This is a genomic window from Acetobacter garciniae (genome assembly GCF_017377735.1).
Lineage (GTDB): Bacteria > Pseudomonadota > Alphaproteobacteria > Acetobacterales > Acetobacteraceae > Acetobacter > Acetobacter garciniae.
Window position 1 is genome coordinate 26,642 of the sequence record NZ_JAFVMH010000007.1, and the last position, 14,558, is coordinate 41,199.

Below are 14,558 nucleotides of genomic sequence, written 5' to 3' on the forward strand. Positions count from 1 at the left end.
TCAATGCCCCGACAGATGCGCAAGAACCGAAACGGCGCGCACCACGCCATCGACCCCGATCAGCCCGATGGCGGCATAAACCAGCCGAATGCCGTTTTTGGCGAAATCGATAATCCGCAGCAGGCCATTGACGGAATTTTCCAGCCTTTCGACCGCCCGTTCCAGGGAATCCACACGCCCTTCAAGCCGCCCGATATCCCGATCGAGGGATGTGGACGCCGCGGATGCAGGCCGCGCGCTACCCTGCATGCCAGCCCCGGACCCCGCCATGTCAGGCGCGACGGGGTTGCGCGCGAACATGTCGGGGGCCCCTTCGTCCCGGTCGCCGCGTTCCGGGGCGGGTGCGCCATGGCCAGGCGTATTGGGAACAGGCCCGGCCCGGCGGGACGGATCCGAAACTTGCGGCCGGGGGCCGGATCTATCCGTGTTGGGCATATCGGTGTTGGGCAGGCCCGGGTCGGGCGTGCCGGGGGGTTCGGTCATTCTGGCCTCCGGACATAAAAAAAGCCGCCTCATGGCGGCCGGGTCAGCGGTTTTTGGGAATAGGGGGTTCAGCTTGCGGGGGCGGCGGGCAGCGCGGTGCTGGTCGTGTCTGTGCCCCCTGCAATGGCCATCAACGCCTTGAGATAGGTCACCCAGGCATCGGGCGTGGCCTCGTTCAGCATGGTGTAGGTGTTGGTGACATAGGTTCGGGCCGCGGCAAGCGCTGTCGCCGCCTGTGTGGCCAGCGGGATGGGGGCCGGGGGCGGGGTATAGTCGATAATCGCCCCGTTCTGCACGCCTTTTCCCGGCGATACCCGAAAGGCCGTATTGCCCCAGTCCGTGGCGGAAACCGCGATCATGGCCGAGGCCGCCGGTGCATTTGCGATACTGGACATTCCCCACGTATCGTACCAGCCGGTGACAATGGTCGGCTGCGCGGCAGCCGTATCGTAATTGGCGTAATAGCGGGCCGGGTACAGCAGTACCCCCGCCTGCACCCAGATATTGGACGCCTGCGCGGCCAGTGCGAACTGCGCCGCCGTCAGCGGCACCAGTGCGGTTGCCGCAGGCAGTTCCAGTATGTTGACAGGGTTGCCGGACACATTCACGCCGTTCCATACGTCCAGCACGCCGTCCAGGGTCGTGACACCGGTCTGTGCCGTATCGTACTGCCCGTAATACTGCGCAGGATAGACGGCCTTGATCGCGCCGAGCGCGGTTGTATCGGTCATTATCTGGGTCCTATTGCTATGGCGGTGTAGTAGGTGTCGCCCGTGCCGCCGACAGTGATCGTAAAGCCTTCATTGGTCCCGTTGTACTGGCTTACGTCACGTTCCGTCGCCTGCGCCGTCGTGATGCAGATGGCCGATGCGTTGGCAGAAAATGCGACGGGGAACGTAACCCACGCACCGTTTGTGGCCTGGAAAACCCACGCCTGGATAAACTGTTTTGCCGGCAGCGGTAATTCTGATGTCAGCGCGAATACATTTCCACCCGCGGTCCTGAGACGATCATCGTTACCATAGCGCAGTTCGTGATAGACAGCGGTCGGGTCCACAAACCCGATGGTCGCGTAATCCCCCACCCCTGCAATGCTGACATGGCGAAAAATCGACTTTGCCGTGTTGGTCGCGCTAATGGACGATGTCACACCATACCCGAAGACCTCGCCCGCGCCGCCCTGGCCAAAGATATTCAGCGGGCCGGTCATTACGTCCCCAACGCGGTTGACCTTCGCACTGTTCAGGCTGCCTTCCGCCGCCTCCGCACGGGATGCCTCGTTGCTGATGGCGGCGGCCAGCCCGTTATCGACAGATTCGCGCGTGCCGGCTTCATTTGCAACGGCAGCCGCACGGATCGCGGCCTCCGCCGTAAGGCCGGCGGTCACGAACGCGGTGCTGGCCGCCATGGCCGAACTGTCCCCCGCCGCCGCGGTGGGAACGCTTATCGCGCCACCGAACGTGACAGCACCCGTTACCGCCTGCACCTTCCCCGACGCCAGCAGCAGGTAGCGCGTATCGCTCTGGGCCTGGGTGATATAGCCTGCGAACAGACTCTGCCACGCAGCCCCCGTCACCCCGGGAACGGATGTGTTGGCATCCGTGGTGGAAACCCAGAACGTGCCCGCAACCGCGCCCGAGACAATGGCCCCGGCCGGATACCCCCCGATGGCGGCGGCAAATGTCGCATCATACGGGCCGAGATAGCCAGCCTGCAGCACCTGGAGCGCGCGGGAAATACGGTTGAGAAAGCCGTTCATGTCCTGCCCGCGCGGTGGCACACCGCCTGCGGCGCGGGCGATAAAGGTCTCGGGCGGGAAGCCAAGGGCGATGGAGGCACTGCCATCGCCCGGCGTGGCCTGTGTTGCGGGGACTGCGGCGATATCCCCCGCGCTGGCCTGCGCGCCTACCGGGGTCTCGAACTTCCCCAGATCGTCAGATTGTTTCATCAGCTTGCACTCTCGATCGCGTAGGATACGCCAACACCCGCCGGGCGGGGCAGCACGCCGCTGTTCTGGATGATGCTGATCTGCACATCCGTCGGCACGAAATTGAAGACATAGGTCATGGTCATGTCGCCATTGTCGCGCACCCACACATCGCCCTGGCCCGCAAACAGCGTCATGGCGATGAGGTTGAGCGAGAAAATGGAACAGTCCGCGATATTGGCCAGCGCTTTTGCGTAGATAAGCTGGCGGTAGCCATCGTCGGACAGGGCGAAATTGGTGGTGGTGGCCTGGCCCGTATACCACGGCGCCTGGTCGAACCCGCCTTCCGTCAGGTCATTGGCCTCGGCAAAGCCGAGATAGGTCTCCGAACTGATGCTGAGCACGCGCGCTACGCCGACAATGCGCCCCCATACGTCCAGGCCGAACCCCCGGGCCGTCTGCACATTCCAGACCAGCGTGTACCACTGCTCGATCAGTGCCGCCGGGTCCAGCGCCTGGTTCCATGCCGCGATCATCGTGCACAGGCTGGGGCTGTTGGCGTATTGCGACAGGATCGTCTGTTCGATATTGCGCATCAGGACACCGTAACCGCGATCGAGCCCGCTTCCAGCGTGGGGATCTGCCCGATCGTCATGGGGGTGGTAAAGCCGGTGGGGTTTGCCGTCGTGCCTGTCGTGATCTCGATAATCTGCACCCAGGCCCCCAGTGCGGCCACCGCAGCGTAATAGGAACTGGCAAAGACAGTCCCGCCAATGGTGGCGTTGGGATCGGCCGCGAAGGCCGTCAGGATGGCGCCTTGCACATCGGTCGCGGCGGTGGAGGGCACGGCCGCACTGTTCCGGAGCGTGACTGCGAAATAGAGCGGCGTATCCACGGCCCGGCTGAAGGTGACGGTATAGCTGGGCGGCGTGCTGTAGGCGCTGCTGGGGTCGCTCACACTCACGCTGGTGGTGCCGGTATAGCCGCAGCCGGGCGGTTTCTTGCCCAGAATGGCCAGGGCCACGTCCTGATCCGTGCCGCCGTTGACGCATACATACAGGCTGTGGGCCGCAAGGCTGACACCGCCGATCGTGACCGGCTCTGCCGTGCTGTTGTCGGCCACATAGGCGGCCGTAACACCCTCCACCCCCTGCACCGCCCCGGCAAGGGCGTTGAGCGAACCCAGCGCGTTCGCCGCGACCGAGGCCGCACGCCGTTTTTCGAACGCCACGCGCCCTTCCTGCGCCATGCCAGTGACACCCGCCGCCGGGTTGGCGACCGATGTCAGCCCCGGCACGGACTGGTAGACACCCACGGTCTGCGCCGGGCACGGAACGGGCCCCGTCCGGGTGCATGAAAAGGTGCCCACACCCGTGCCTGTGCCGTCCAGCACCACAGCGCCATCCGCCGCGTAGGTATTGCCGCTGCTGTCCTTGACCAGCGTGCCCTGGGGCACCACCGTACCAGCCGCCCCCGTGCAGATGACCGTGACCACCGTAGCCGTGGCCCCCTTGCGCGACAGGAAATAGATGTTGCCGATCGCGTCCTGCATGCGGCCAGACGCACGGGCGGGGTCCACACCGTTGAAGACGGCCAGCATCTGGTCATACGCATCGCCCAGGGCGGCGGTAAAGGAGGTGGCAAGCTGCCCCTGCGGCGTGGACAGGTCCGTGTTCAGCACATTGCCGAACGCGGCGTTCAGGTCCGCCAGCACGCCCGCCAGGATATCGCTCTGGGCGGGGGCGACAAAGCCCGTATCCGAAAACAGGGGTGCGGGAACGGAGGTGGTTCCGATAGAGCTAGAATCCGACACTGTCTGTTGTCCCGTCAGAGGTTGTTACAAGCAGGGCGCCGGCAAGCCTGCGGTCGCCCCCCAGCGCTGTCAGCACGCAGCGCGCGCTGGCCACACCGGGCACGGCCAGCGCCACCGCCTGGGCCTGGGCGCGAAAGACCGACGCGGATTGCGCCCGCCCCAGAATGGTGCCCGCATAGGCCAGGCCCTTTGCGGTGTCGTACCAGCATTCCCCCACAAAAACCCGCACGGCGCAGGCCACGTCCTGCGTGATGGAATACGGGTCCGACGCCACGGCGATATTGCCGCCGGCATCCAGCACCAGGTCCCAGGTCGTTCTGTCCAGAAGCAGGGTTTGCATGAGGCATCCATAAAAAAAGCCGCCCCGAAGGACGGCTGCATGAAAAGGCGGAAGGAGCGGGGCCGGCACTGTCGTTCGCCCGCTACTGCGGGGCTCCGGTGCTGGCGGAACCGGCCTGCACGCCCGAATGGGTATGGCTTTCAAGGCTGATGGACCCGGCCTTGACATCCCCGCCCGCACTGACGGCCCCCTGCACGTTCAGCGCGCAGTTGATCTGGCATTGCGCGGCGTCGATCACGAAGCGGCCTTTGGTGTGCACGTGCACGTCACCCCCCACCCAGCCGATATATTCCGTTGGCGCGGCGTTGAGCAGGCCGCCCAGATAGACGGCATCGGCCATGTCATGCTGGCGGAAGGACCCGGGGGCCGAAGCCGCGCGCGTGGCCTTGACGTTGGAAATATCGCGCCCGCTAATAAGGATATACCCGATATCGCCCACGCAGGGGTCGCATATGATGGCGCAGCTTCCCCCCTGCAGGCGGATATAGGGCACGTTGTGTATGATCCCGTGCGGAACGGGGCGGCCCGCGCCATCCTGCTGGTGAACCATGGGCTGCACATCGACAAAGCCCACCGCCGCAACACCACCCCCGTTGACCGCGCGGACCTGCACCGGCAAGGGCGTGCCGAGCATGGACAGGACCCGGCGAATGGCCGCGTTCATGGCGTTGAAGGGGCTTTGCGCGTCCTCTGGCCGTTGGGAGCCGATCAGGTCATTGTGCAAAATTCTGCCCGGCAAGACTGGGCCTTGCCGCCTCCACTGTTGTTGTCCACGCACCACCCGGCGTTTCTGATTGCAGGTCGTGCGCCACACTCTGCACCACCCACACGCCGTTGGACGGCGGCAGAATGCCACCCCCTGCGACACTGCCCACCTGCCCGGCCCCGTTGGCCCAGGCAGCCGGAGAATACGGGCTGTCCAGGCGCACCAGATCGCGAAACCCGATGGAGGGTGTGAACACGCTCCGAAATCCCACGCCGTACTGGCTGTAGCTGGGGTAGCCGATCAGCCCCGTCGCCGCCGAAATTTCCGGCACGTCCTGCCCACCCGCCTGCGCTGGCACCGCATAGGGCCAGATGGATAAAAGCCCCATGCCGATATGGTAGGTAATATTGGCCGCCCGCGCGCAGGCGTCGATCTGTTCCAGCGCCGCCCCCTTGTAATACACCCCACCGGCCAGCGCCGTATCGACGCCGTTATTGGCAAAGCCCAGCCCCGCCTTGGCCGCCAGCGCGCCCATGACGACGGACACCGCCACATCCGCATTGAACGATGTGGGGGCCACGGGGGCGGCGGCAGGAATGGCCGTGGAAAGGGCCTGGATTTCAAAGGCGATATCGGGGGCGGTGTTGTAATCGACAAACGCTTCGGTAATGCCGCCCGCAAACACAAGGGGCAGCACGGTTCCGTCATCCCCCGCCATGACCGCCACGGTGTTCAGCCCCTGCGCCACCACCCCGGCCTGGGCCACGGACAGGCGGTTCATGGTCTGCAGATCCATGCCCTGCACGCGCAGGCGGCACATCATGCCGGTTTCAAGCCCGGTGCTGAGAATATGGCAGGCCACGCAATGTCCGGTCAGGGTCAGCGACGGCGCACCCTGCGCCCCGAACCCGCCATCGGCAAAAGCAATGGTGATATCGATGCGTTTCCTGGCCAGAGCGGTTTCAGACATTCTGGCCTCCGTCTCCGCCCTGCACCTGGGTGTGAACGCCCGGGGCATAGACGAGCACGAAGCGCGACCCCAGTTCGGTATAAGACGGGTCGGATATGCCCTGCATGTCGCAAAAGGCGAAATCGCCCGGCAGGCCGAAATAGCTCTTGCGCACCAGCCAGGTGCGATCCTGGCAGAGTACGCCCGCCAGCAGCATGGTGCCGTCGAGTGTCAGCGTCATGTAAAGCCCCGTACTGTTCTGGCGCAGGTCGATCTGCACCATATGGCCGGACAGGGGAACCTGCACGCTCTGGGCGGCCACGGGGCTGAGCGGAACAAGCTGCGCCATCAGAAAAACCCCCCGCTGGTTGCGGCTTCGATCTGGCTGGCATCCGTCGCCTGCACGGTGCCGCCATTCTGCACCGGGGCACCCGCCGGGCTTGCCGTACCCCCCGCAATACTGCCCGCACCCAGCCGCACTTCCTGCAAGAGCAGTTCCGCCCAGAGCAGGGTCACGCCGCGATGGGCTTCCCGCCGCAGGCTGTAGCCGACCACATTGACATTGGCGTAGGTCGTCTCCGGTGTGGTGACATGGTAAAGGCCCAGATCGGCCACCAGATTATCCAGCGCCTGCAGGAACCCGCGCCGGATGGTCAGCGCCGCTGACGGCCCGATCCCGCTGGACAGGCCCGTCAGCGCGGCGGCAGAGGCCAGCAGGTCGGTCATGCCCGCGCCACCCGGCCCCGCACTGGTGCCGTCGCACAGCATTTCCACCCGGTAGCGGGCAGGGGCGCGCACCTTGTTGTAGGACAGGAACGAGCCGTTCTCCAGCGGGGCCGTGGCAATGGTGCCGCCCGCCTGCACATCCAGCGCCCTGACCCGCCCCGATGTAACCACCGGCTGGTTATCGCTGGTAAAAATGCCCCATTGCGTATCCGCCCAGCCGATCAGGGTGTCATCCAGCGTGGTGGCCAGCGTGACCGAGGCCGAAGCCCGCACCCCTGCCGCCACGGACTGGCCCAGCAATGTAGGAACCCCCGCGGCCACGGGCACGCTCCAGGCCGCAGGCAAGCTGACAGGAAGAAGCGCCATGCGAAAAACTTTCATGCAAGGTGAAAAACACGGGCAGCAGCAGAAGCAGCAGACAGGGGGCCCTTCAGCGTATGCCGAAATTGCTTTGCCTGGCCTGCATCTTCAACGTATGGAGCTGGCGTTCCACCTGCTCGCCCACAGCCTGGGCAACGCCACCGGGGGTGCTGACGCTCACGGATGCGTTGACATGGGTTGCGGGCTCATCCCATCGGGGCCCGCTGGGCAAGGCGGCGGCCCGTTCGGTCGCAAGCTCCGTCTGGGCCAGGTAATCAGCAACGCCCGCATGGATAAGACCCGTGTGGACAAGACCCATCGTGCCCGGCATGGCGTGCTCACCCGCTGTGGCCGCCATAAGGGAGCGGGGACCGCCACCCCCGGCCTCTGCGGCCCCGGGTGCGCGAAGACCCCGCGGTGCAGAATGACTGCCGGCCGATGCCCCGCCACCTGCCAGCCCGGCATCGAACGACCCCGCCCCCTGCCCCACAGAAACGCCGGCCATTGACGGGAAAACCCCTGGTCGGGCCGCCATCATGCCGGAACGACCTTCCCTGCCCCGCCAGCCATGGCCGCCTGTTGCCGAAGCAGAAGCCCTGTCGGCACGCCAGCGCGCGGCCCCCCATTGCGCCATGCCGTGGCCCAGCCCGAACGGGCCGGGGCTGGCGGCATTCGCCTGCGGGCCAAGCAGCGCCACCCACGGGTTCTGTCCGCCGGTCCACCCGCCCCCCGCAAGCTTGGCCGCCGGCACGCGTAGGACTGACAAACCAGCCTCATCACGGCCCACGGATCGCATGGCGTCGCGCAGGCGCCCCGCGCTGGGCGGCGTCACCGGCACAAATGGCAATGCATCTGACGGGCCGTTCGCAATCCTGTTGAAAAAATTGTCCGATATGTCGCGAGAAAGCCCGGACGACATGCGGCGGGGAGCAGACACGCCACCGCCGGCACGCCGCCCCACCATAGGGGAGGCCCAAGCCACCCGCGTCCCGCGCGGCCCGGTGGCGGTGGGGCCGCCAAAAGCCCCGCCACGCGCATGGGCCAGCAGGGCGCGCAGCCCCGCGAGCACACCGGACAGGGCCGCACCCTCACCCTGCCCCGTATCCGCCGCATGAGGGGTGACCAAAGCTGCATCCACACTCCCGGTCGGAATCAAAAACCGGTGTCCGTGCATGGATGGGTCAGAACGAAAACCCGCAGCCCCCCCTGCGTCACGGCCTTGTGCCAGACGGCCTGCGCGGTAGCGCCGCAGGGCTGCCAGCAGGGCTACAAAGCCCATAACGGGCCTTGGGTGCAAGCCGGGGCCAGGCCGGGTGTTCAGCGCGTTCAGAATGGTTGCCATGCTCTACCTGTTGAAGCGTTTGACCAGCGCCATTTCCAGCAGGTCTTCAAAATCCTCGCTGTCATAGATGGTCTGGAGTTCATGCAGGCTCGCCAGCCCTTCGGAAACGACCAGCCCGTGGCGTGGTTCTACAGTGGCGTATCGGGCGGCAGGTCGCTGTCGGGCTGAGCCAGAAGGCCGCTCAGCAGGGAGAACAACTGGCTGACGCCCTTGAAAAAATCCACGTGCAGGGCAAAGGCTTCCTTTTGCAGCCAGCCCACGGTGGGAATTTCCTCGATATCGCTGTCATGCAGGGCACGCCGCAGGGCCGGGTTGGCGGGATCGGGCTGCACGCTGATACAGCGCATCAGCTCATCGATCAGCGCGTCCATGCGCGCGGGCTCCATCGCGCCGAAAATACCTAGGCCCACCGCCGCAACTCCGGCAAGCCCCGCCCCTTCGGCAAGGCCGGGAATATCCCCGCCGCCGGCAATGGCGGCCTGCAAACAGTGCCGCCCCCACCGGTCCGCCTGGATGGCGGGCATGCGGGTAATGACGAACCGCTTGCCGTAATCGGCCCCGTCCTGGCCGACCGTTACCGTCACTTCGCGGATCGCCATCACACACCTGCCGGGTAGACAGCCTGCCAGCGTACGGAAAACCGGCGGTCCTGCAACACGCGTCCCGCACTGGGCATGGCGGCCAGGGCGTGCAGCACGCCGTTGACCAGCGTATATTTACGCCCCGTGGACTGGAGCGTAACCTCCGCCCCCAGCCGGTAGAGTGCGCGGGCCGTCTGCTGGGCGGCCAGGATGGCTTCGAACACCAGCACGCTGTCGCTGCTGGCGGACAGGACAATGGCCTGGTCCACCGGGCTGGGCACCCAGCCCGCGTTCAGGTAGCCATCGATCGACATTTCGCTTTCCGAACAGATCTGCTCGGCGGTTTCCCACGCGCGGTCGGTAGCGAAGTTCTGCAACGTGACGGGCGCGTTATACAGGCCCGGCACCGTAATGGTGAAAATGGCGTTGGCCGCCGTAATATCGAGCGCCATGCTTACTGTACCTCAACACTGTTCAGTTGGATGGACTGCACGCTCTGCCCATCCGCGTACCACAGGCGCGCGGGGGGCGTCGTGCGTGCGGCCCGGTAGCTGGCCGCCGCCGTGGACAGGCCGGGCTGAAAATACCACCCCCTTGTCGCCACGCTGTCAGCCGCCGTGGCAAGGCCTGCGGCGGTATTGATCTGCTGGCGCTGCAATGCGCTTAACGCCACACCGGGCTGGATGGCCCCGAACGCCACGGCCTGGGCAATGGTGCCCGCAACGGCTGCGGCCACCAGCGTGTCGCCTTCCGTATTGTAGGGGATCTGCCCAGTGCTGAGCAGCAGGTTCACCAGATCGTCCGTCAGGTTGGCGTTCAGCCAGATCTGGTTGATATAGCTGTCCGCCCAGGCAAACGGCCCGGACACACTGCCCGGCCGCATGAACTGGAACGCCGCCCCGCCATTGGCGTAGGCCCCGTAAAAATTATAGCCATTGGCCAGCAGGATTGCCGCCGTGGCACCATCCGTAACGGCGGGGGTCAGCGTGCCCGTGCCGTCGCGCACCATGGCCAGGGTCTGTCGCCCGGCCGCAGCCCCGAAGGCGAGCGACGCCATCCAGCCCAGGCACAGCGCCGCAGCCGCGGCATTGCCATATACCGCACTGACCCCGCCAAGCGCCTGGGCCGCAAGCCAGGGGCCGAACGCCGTATTACCGGTTCCCCCACTGGTTCCGCCGCTGGCCCCGCCATTGGCGGCAACCACGGCCTGGGGGTCCGTATCCCAGATCACGCCCCACACGGCATTGTCCTGCATGCCCACCCAGTTCGCCAGACTCTGCTTGTCCGCCAATGGGGGTTCGAATGCCGGGGCAAAGCCGTTCCATGTCGCATTGGCCGCACGCAGGCTGGCCATCTGCGCCGCCGGGTCCGCCCCGGCGGGGGTGATCGTAACCGTGGGGGCGGCTGTATAGCCCGACCCGCCAGCGGTCACGACAAGGCCCGTCACCACCCCGCCCGCAACCGTGGCGGTGGCCGTGGCCCCCGTGCCGCCCCCGCCGTCAAGGGTGACAAGCGGGGGCGCTGTGTAACCCGTGCCCCCGGCGGTGATGGTCAGCGCGCTGATGCTTTCCCCCTCCAGCGTGGCGGTGGCCGTGGCCCCTGTGCCGGTGGTGGGGGCATAACCGCCGAACAGCAATGTTGCCGGGGCGATCACCGCATTGGCGCACCCCGCGAAATACACGCCCGCCATTGCGGCCTCGGCCGTGGCAGCGCCAAAGGCCGTGGCCACATCGGCGGCACTGGTATAGGCGGTGACGGTGCCCGCGGGCACGACGTCGGTATCCTGGGTCAGGATCAGGCCCGTCAGGTCGTTCAGCCCGCCGCCTGCGGCAAGAACGCCCGGCGTGACCTGAACAAGGGTGGAAATGGGAATGCCTGCCACGGTTTACTCCTCCGGCGGGTGGGGTGTGTCGGCCAGCACGGTGGCGGCCGACAGGGTTGTTGCAAAATCCTGTTCAAGGCTCAGGCTGAATGTGACCTGCATGTCCAGGTCCAGCATCCAGCAGGCCTGGTACTGGTGTTCGCCATCGCTCAGCGGCACCTGCCGCGCGTGCGACACATAAAGCGGTGTTATGGGCATGGCCTGAGCAGTGAAAAAATCCACCGCCTGCATGTCGCGCCACAGGGCGGCCACGGCCTGCGCATGGTCATGGGCGTCCGGCCCGAAAACGCCCAGTTGCAGGCTGATCTGTACTGCCTCGCTCACCTCGCGCGTGGTGGCGGTATACCGCCAGCCTGACGTGGCCAGCCGTTCGCTGCCGGTTATCAGCATGGTCACGAACGCGCATAAGGGGGGTGCCGCCCGGTTCTGCTGGCCCCGCACCACCTGCACGCCCCCGGGCAATACGGAGACCAGCCACGCCCTGAACGCCGCATAAAGCTGGCTTTGCGTGGGGGTAAGCGCGTAGCTCATGCCGCACCGGTAACCGAAGGCGCAGGCGTGGCAGGCGGTGGGTCCTGGCGTGTCACCACCACCTTGACCCATTCGCCATTGCCCCAGTCTTCCAGCACCTGGGTCACCAGCCAGTCCGATCCGTAAAAACTCAGCATATCACCGCCAAGTTGCAGCGGCCGGTTCAGCGCGCGCAGTGGTGCGTTCATGTAGACGGCGCGCATATCCGCCTGCTGGCTGATGGTGTCGATCTGGCGCAGGTCCTGCGTGCTGAGCGCCTGTACCTCGATCTGCAGACTGGCCGCGCTGTATTGCGGGGTCACGGCGCCATCGGCCTGCACGACATTGCCCGTGCTCGATCGCACTGTCGCGGTTATGGGTGCGTTCACGACACCGGTCGCGCGCAAGGCAATGGAAAACACGGTCCTGTTCCCCTTATCGATCGGGTTGTAAAAATACGTTCAGGCCTATGGCCATATCGCGGGGCGCTGGGGCAGGCCGGGCACGTAGCGGGCCTGGCGCAGCCCACGCGTGGCCGCCCAGAAGGACGCGCCATACTGGGTCTGCCCGAACCACGCCGCCCGTTCCGACAGGGTGGCGAATTCGGTTTTGACCGAAACACTGCCCCGCGTGGCCTCGGACACACGCCCCACCAGCCCCCCGGCCCCGCCCTGGCTTTGCGGCAGCGCAAGGCTTGCCAGATGGGCGACCAGCAAACCCAGCAGGGCGGCGCGCCCGTTCAGGTCACGCACCGTGCTGGCTGGCGTATTGTCCAGGTACAGACAGGCCAGGTCGAAATAACCCTGCGCCTGTGCTGTATCGACATTGGCTGCAAGGGTCGGGTACAGGGCCGACCATGCGCCGTAATCGAACACGACAACGCCGGGCGGGCCTGCACCGGGGACGGGGCTGGCGCTCCCGCTCATCCGGCTCCCTCGGCATTCAGGGGGGCGACACCGGGCAGGTGTTCAGGATCCAGCCCTTCCAGCCCGGTGCGGTGCGCACCGCGTTCGGCCAGTTCGGCCAGGGCGTCGGCCTCCTTCGCCTGGGCGAAGATCAGCCCGCTCTTCAGCGGTCCGTAGCCCGGATTTTGCGCGCACCATGCGGCCCAGAAGCCGGCATCCACCTCTGTGCGGCCACCCAGGCCCAGCAGGCGGTTATCCCGGGCATGAAAACGCGGATCGCGCACAGCCCCTTTCAGGCGTACGCTCGCACGCGGCACCGGTGGGCCCATGACCGGCACGGCCGAGGTGGCGCGGGCCGCAAGTTCCTGCTGGTCGTACAGATCCAGCACCAGGCCCGAAGGCATGCGACAGATGACCGTAACCGATGCCCCCGCGCGGGGGGCGGATGTTGCCTGTGCCATGATCGATCAGACCCCCGCCATGATGACGCAGGCCTGCGGGTAGAACCAGATCGTCCCCCACGTGCCCTGCGATTTCTTCTGCCGGAAATTGGAGGAATACCGTTCCACCGCATGCGCGCGCAGTTTTTCGGTAAAAGCGGTGGTGACACTTTCCTGCCCGTCCACCTGGGTTGCGAACAACTGCATGAGCGTGGTGGACGCCTGCCCCCCGCCCAGCGCCGTTCCGGCTTCGGGCAGGGTTTCGATTTTCAGGTTGGGCAGGTTCTTGCGCAGAAGATCGGCCAGGGACACCTGATACTGGTTGGTGTAAAGCAGGCACTGCTGCCGCTCGGTCGGGATGACCAGCGTCATGGGGGTTTCAAGGGTCAGGTTGCCGCCCATCTGTGTGGTCAGCGCGCCAAAGGCCTTGAGAATATCGGCATAAACCTGAACCGGGTCGGTCACGTCCGCCCAGCTATTGCCGGCCGCCGCACTGCCCGAAGGCCCGATTTTGGCCACGGGGGCCAGGGCTGCGGGCAGTTGCGGGTCGTTCAGCGCGCCGTACAGTTCCAGCCCGCTCAACCCGAACAGGTTGATGGCGTTGGCGTTCTTGTTCAGCACGGAAATGCTGGCCATGTTCTTCTGGTTCACCCAGTCGATTTTCGCAGCCCCCATGCGGTCCACCTCTCGCTCGCCCCAGCGGGTCCAGGTCTGGAAATGGAAGGACTGGCGATGCGCCCAGTTGGCGTTGGTATCGGCCGTGCCCGCCGGGCTGTAATCGTCATAGGCCGTGGCGTAGCCCGCCAGTTCCACAACCGGGAACTGCGCGGTATCGGTCGTCCAGTCGCCCTTTCTGGCACTGCCGTAAATGGCTTCGGACCGGGTCGGGGTCACCAGCGCGCGAATGATCGCGGGGTCCGTATAGGTGGTGAACAGGGCGGGAATGGCGCTGTTGGGGGCGGTGACGGGCGCATAGGCGGGCAGGTCCGCATCCATGGCCATTTCGGAAAAATAGCCGCGCACGCCGGGCAGGTGAATGCCCCAGTCCCGCGCAAGGGTGGGGGCATCGTTTCTGAAAATTGCAGTCATGCCTGGTAATCCTTAAGCTGCGCCAGTGGGGCCGGTGATGATGATGGGCAGGCCAGCCGCCCCACCGCGTGCGACCACCCAGCCCGTTTCCACCGTGCCGGCAGGGGGCGTGCCCGCAGTCCCGGTCTGGATCGTGCCATCGGTGGTGGAGGCATAGACCGCCTGGCCGATGCTGGCCGCCGTGGTGGAGAGAACGAACACGTCGCCCCCCGCCGCCAGGGCCACGCCAAAACCTTCGGGCACGGTCAGGCCCGCATCCTGCAGATACTGGGTCAGCACACCCTGCTGGGCCCGGCAGACCAGGCCCGAAGGGGCGTTGGCGCCGGCGTTGAGCACGCTGGCGCCATCGGCCTGCACCCAGGCAAAGGCCGCGACCGCAACACCACCCGCCCCGGCGCGAAAGCCGTTGGGGCCGGGCACGACAAAGCGGCGCGGGTTATCGGTGGCCCATGCGCCGGGAAAGCCCGCGGGCCAGTTGTAATTCACACTATTGGGAAAACTCATT

The 14,558-nt window shown here is 66.0% G+C and carries 20 protein-coding genes; all 20 read right to left on the bottom strand.

From position 1 onward, the window contains the following. The 20 genes from J2D77_RS12835 to J2D77_RS12930 all read right to left on the bottom strand — a co-directional run bounded on the left by J2D77_RS12835 (position 1) and on the right by J2D77_RS12930 (position 14,557). Positions 1 to 483 carry a hypothetical protein gene (locus tag J2D77_RS12835; protein ID WP_207846728.1) on the bottom strand — a complete coding sequence of 161 codons (483 nt, stop codon included), beginning with the start codon at positions 481 to 483 and terminating at the stop codon, positions 1 to 3. A 68-nt stretch (positions 484 to 551) separates the two neighbouring features. Next, entirely contained in the window at positions 552 to 1,214 is a 663-nt protein-coding gene (locus tag J2D77_RS17335; protein ID WP_230975792.1) for a hypothetical protein, read from the bottom strand. Next, positions 1,214 to 2,431: a hypothetical protein gene (locus J2D77_RS12845; RefSeq protein WP_207846729.1), complete on the bottom strand. Its 1,218-nt coding sequence runs from the start codon at positions 2,429 to 2,431 to the stop codon at positions 1,214 to 1,216. Before J2D77_RS12845 ends, J2D77_RS17335 begins: the two co-directional genes overlap by 1 nt. Continuing rightward, positions 2,431 to 3,006, bottom strand: a complete 576-nt coding sequence (locus J2D77_RS12850; protein WP_207846730.1) for a DUF2612 domain-containing protein — start codon at positions 3,004 to 3,006, stop codon at positions 2,431 to 2,433. Before J2D77_RS12850 ends, J2D77_RS12845 begins: the two co-directional genes overlap by 1 nt. Beyond that, positions 3,006 to 4,223, bottom strand: a complete 1,218-nt coding sequence (locus tag J2D77_RS12855; RefSeq protein WP_207846731.1) for a baseplate J/gp47 family protein — start codon at positions 4,221 to 4,223, stop codon at positions 3,006 to 3,008. Before J2D77_RS12855 ends, J2D77_RS12850 begins: the two co-directional genes overlap by 1 nt. Next, positions 4,210 to 4,563: a hypothetical protein gene (locus J2D77_RS12860; protein WP_207846732.1), complete on the bottom strand. Its 354-nt coding sequence runs from the start codon at positions 4,561 to 4,563 to the stop codon at positions 4,210 to 4,212. Before J2D77_RS12860 ends, J2D77_RS12855 begins: the two co-directional genes overlap by 14 nt. Positions 4,564 to 4,645: 82 nt before the next feature. Beyond that, positions 4,646 to 5,302, bottom strand: a complete 657-nt coding sequence (locus tag J2D77_RS12865; RefSeq protein WP_230975793.1) for a Gp138 family membrane-puncturing spike protein — start codon at positions 5,300 to 5,302, stop codon at positions 4,646 to 4,648. Next, positions 5,277 to 6,239 (bottom strand): baseplate hub protein, encoded by a 963-nt coding sequence (locus J2D77_RS12870; RefSeq protein ID WP_207846733.1) that lies wholly within the window; start codon positions 6,237 to 6,239, stop codon positions 5,277 to 5,279. Before J2D77_RS12870 ends, J2D77_RS12865 begins: the two co-directional genes overlap by 26 nt. Beyond that, positions 6,232 to 6,567, bottom strand: coding sequence for a phage baseplate plug family protein (locus tag J2D77_RS12875; RefSeq protein ID WP_207846734.1), 336 nt, complete (start codon positions 6,565 to 6,567; stop codon positions 6,232 to 6,234). Before J2D77_RS12875 ends, J2D77_RS12870 begins: the two co-directional genes overlap by 8 nt. Next, positions 6,567 to 7,310: a hypothetical protein gene (locus J2D77_RS12880; RefSeq protein ID WP_207846735.1), complete on the bottom strand. Its 744-nt coding sequence runs from the start codon at positions 7,308 to 7,310 to the stop codon at positions 6,567 to 6,569. The genes J2D77_RS12875 and J2D77_RS12880 overlap by 1 nt, the downstream gene beginning before the upstream one ends. Positions 7,311 to 7,374: 64 nt before the next feature. Further along, positions 7,375 to 8,646: a hypothetical protein gene (locus J2D77_RS12885; RefSeq protein WP_207846736.1), complete on the bottom strand. Its 1,272-nt coding sequence runs from the start codon at positions 8,644 to 8,646 to the stop codon at positions 7,375 to 7,377. A gap of 128 nt (positions 8,647 to 8,774) precedes the next feature. Further along, entirely contained in the window at positions 8,775 to 9,245 is a 471-nt protein-coding gene (locus J2D77_RS12890) for a hypothetical protein (protein ID WP_207846737.1), read from the bottom strand. Further along, positions 9,245 to 9,679 (bottom strand): phage tail fiber protein, encoded by a 435-nt coding sequence (locus J2D77_RS12895; protein WP_207846738.1) that lies wholly within the window; start codon positions 9,677 to 9,679, stop codon positions 9,245 to 9,247. Before J2D77_RS12895 ends, J2D77_RS12890 begins: the two co-directional genes overlap by 1 nt. A gap of 2 nt (positions 9,680 to 9,681) precedes the next feature. Beyond that, positions 9,682 to 11,109 carry a DUF3383 family protein gene (locus J2D77_RS12900; RefSeq protein WP_207846739.1) on the bottom strand — a complete coding sequence of 476 codons (1,428 nt, stop codon included), beginning with the start codon at positions 11,107 to 11,109 and terminating at the stop codon, positions 9,682 to 9,684. Between the two features lie 3 nt (positions 11,110 to 11,112). Beyond that, on the bottom strand, positions 11,113 to 11,640 hold the full coding sequence (locus J2D77_RS12905; protein WP_207846740.1) for a phage neck terminator protein: 528 nt from the start codon (positions 11,638 to 11,640) through the stop codon (positions 11,113 to 11,115). Further along, positions 11,637 to 12,041 (bottom strand): hypothetical protein, encoded by a 405-nt coding sequence (locus J2D77_RS12910; RefSeq protein WP_207846741.1) that lies wholly within the window; start codon positions 12,039 to 12,041, stop codon positions 11,637 to 11,639. The genes J2D77_RS12905 and J2D77_RS12910 overlap by 4 nt, the downstream gene beginning before the upstream one ends. Before the next feature lie 45 nt (positions 12,042 to 12,086). Beyond that, positions 12,087 to 12,545, bottom strand: a complete 459-nt coding sequence (locus J2D77_RS12915; RefSeq protein WP_207846742.1) for a DUF4054 domain-containing protein — start codon at positions 12,543 to 12,545, stop codon at positions 12,087 to 12,089. Next, positions 12,542 to 12,985 (bottom strand): hypothetical protein, encoded by a 444-nt coding sequence (locus J2D77_RS12920; protein WP_207846743.1) that lies wholly within the window; start codon positions 12,983 to 12,985, stop codon positions 12,542 to 12,544. Before J2D77_RS12920 ends, J2D77_RS12915 begins: the two co-directional genes overlap by 4 nt. A gap of 6 nt (positions 12,986 to 12,991) precedes the next feature. Then, a complete protein-coding gene (locus J2D77_RS12925) occupies positions 12,992 to 14,053 on the bottom strand; it encodes a DUF2184 domain-containing protein (protein WP_207846744.1) in 1,062 nt (353 codons plus the stop codon). Between the two features lie 12 nt (positions 14,054 to 14,065). Next, positions 14,066 to 14,557 (bottom strand): structural cement protein Gp24, encoded by a 492-nt coding sequence (locus J2D77_RS12930; protein WP_207846745.1) that lies wholly within the window; start codon positions 14,555 to 14,557, stop codon positions 14,066 to 14,068. Between the last annotated feature and the right edge of the window lies 1 nt (position 14,558).

What these genes read in the sequence shown, in the direction of transcription:
- J2D77_RS12835 (WP_207846728.1), bottom strand. Translation starts at nt 483, where the DNA reads ATGACCGAACCCCCCGGCACGCCCGACCCGGGCCTGCCCAACACCGAT.
- J2D77_RS17335 (WP_230975792.1), bottom strand. Translation starts at nt 1,214, where the DNA reads ATGACCGATACAACCGCGCTCGGCGCGATCAAGGCCGTCTATCCTGCG.
- J2D77_RS12845 (WP_207846729.1), bottom strand. Translation starts at nt 2,431, where the DNA reads ATGAAACAATCTGACGATCTGGGGAAGTTCGAGACCCCGGTAGGCGCG.
- J2D77_RS12850 (WP_207846730.1), bottom strand. Translation starts at nt 3,006, where the DNA reads ATGCGCAATATCGAACAGACGATCCTGTCGCAATACGCCAACAGCCCC.
- J2D77_RS12860 (WP_207846732.1), bottom strand. Translation starts at nt 4,563, where the DNA reads ATGCAAACCCTGCTTCTGGACAGAACGACCTGGGACCTGGTGCTGGAT.
- J2D77_RS12870 (WP_207846733.1), bottom strand. Translation starts at nt 6,239, where the DNA reads ATGTCTGAAACCGCTCTGGCCAGGAAACGCATCGATATCACCATTGCT.
- J2D77_RS12875 (WP_207846734.1), bottom strand. Translation starts at nt 6,567, where the DNA reads ATGGCGCAGCTTGTTCCGCTCAGCCCCGTGGCCGCCCAGAGCGTGCAG.
- J2D77_RS12880 (WP_207846735.1), bottom strand. Translation starts at nt 7,310, where the DNA reads ATGGCGCTTCTTCCTGTCAGCTTGCCTGCGGCCTGGAGCGTGCCCGTG.
- J2D77_RS12885 (WP_207846736.1), bottom strand. Translation starts at nt 8,646, where the DNA reads ATGGCAACCATTCTGAACGCGCTGAACACCCGGCCTGGCCCCGGCTTG.
- J2D77_RS12890 (WP_207846737.1), bottom strand. Translation starts at nt 9,245, where the DNA reads ATGGCGATCCGCGAAGTGACGGTAACGGTCGGCCAGGACGGGGCCGAT.
- J2D77_RS12895 (WP_207846738.1), bottom strand. Translation starts at nt 9,679, where the DNA reads ATGGCGCTCGATATTACGGCGGCCAACGCCATTTTCACCATTACGGTG.
- J2D77_RS12905 (WP_207846740.1), bottom strand. Translation starts at nt 11,640, where the DNA reads ATGAGCTACGCGCTTACCCCCACGCAAAGCCAGCTTTATGCGGCGTTC.
- J2D77_RS12915 (WP_207846742.1), bottom strand. Translation starts at nt 12,545, where the DNA reads ATGAGCGGGAGCGCCAGCCCCGTCCCCGGTGCAGGCCCGCCCGGCGTT.
- J2D77_RS12920 (WP_207846743.1), bottom strand. Translation starts at nt 12,985, where the DNA reads ATGGCACAGGCAACATCCGCCCCCCGCGCGGGGGCATCGGTTACGGTC.
- J2D77_RS12925 (WP_207846744.1), bottom strand. Translation starts at nt 14,053, where the DNA reads ATGACTGCAATTTTCAGAAACGATGCCCCCACCCTTGCGCGGGACTGG.
- J2D77_RS12930 (WP_207846745.1), bottom strand. Translation starts at nt 14,557, where the DNA reads ATGAGTTTTCCCAATAGTGTGAATTACAACTGGCCCGCGGGCTTTCCC.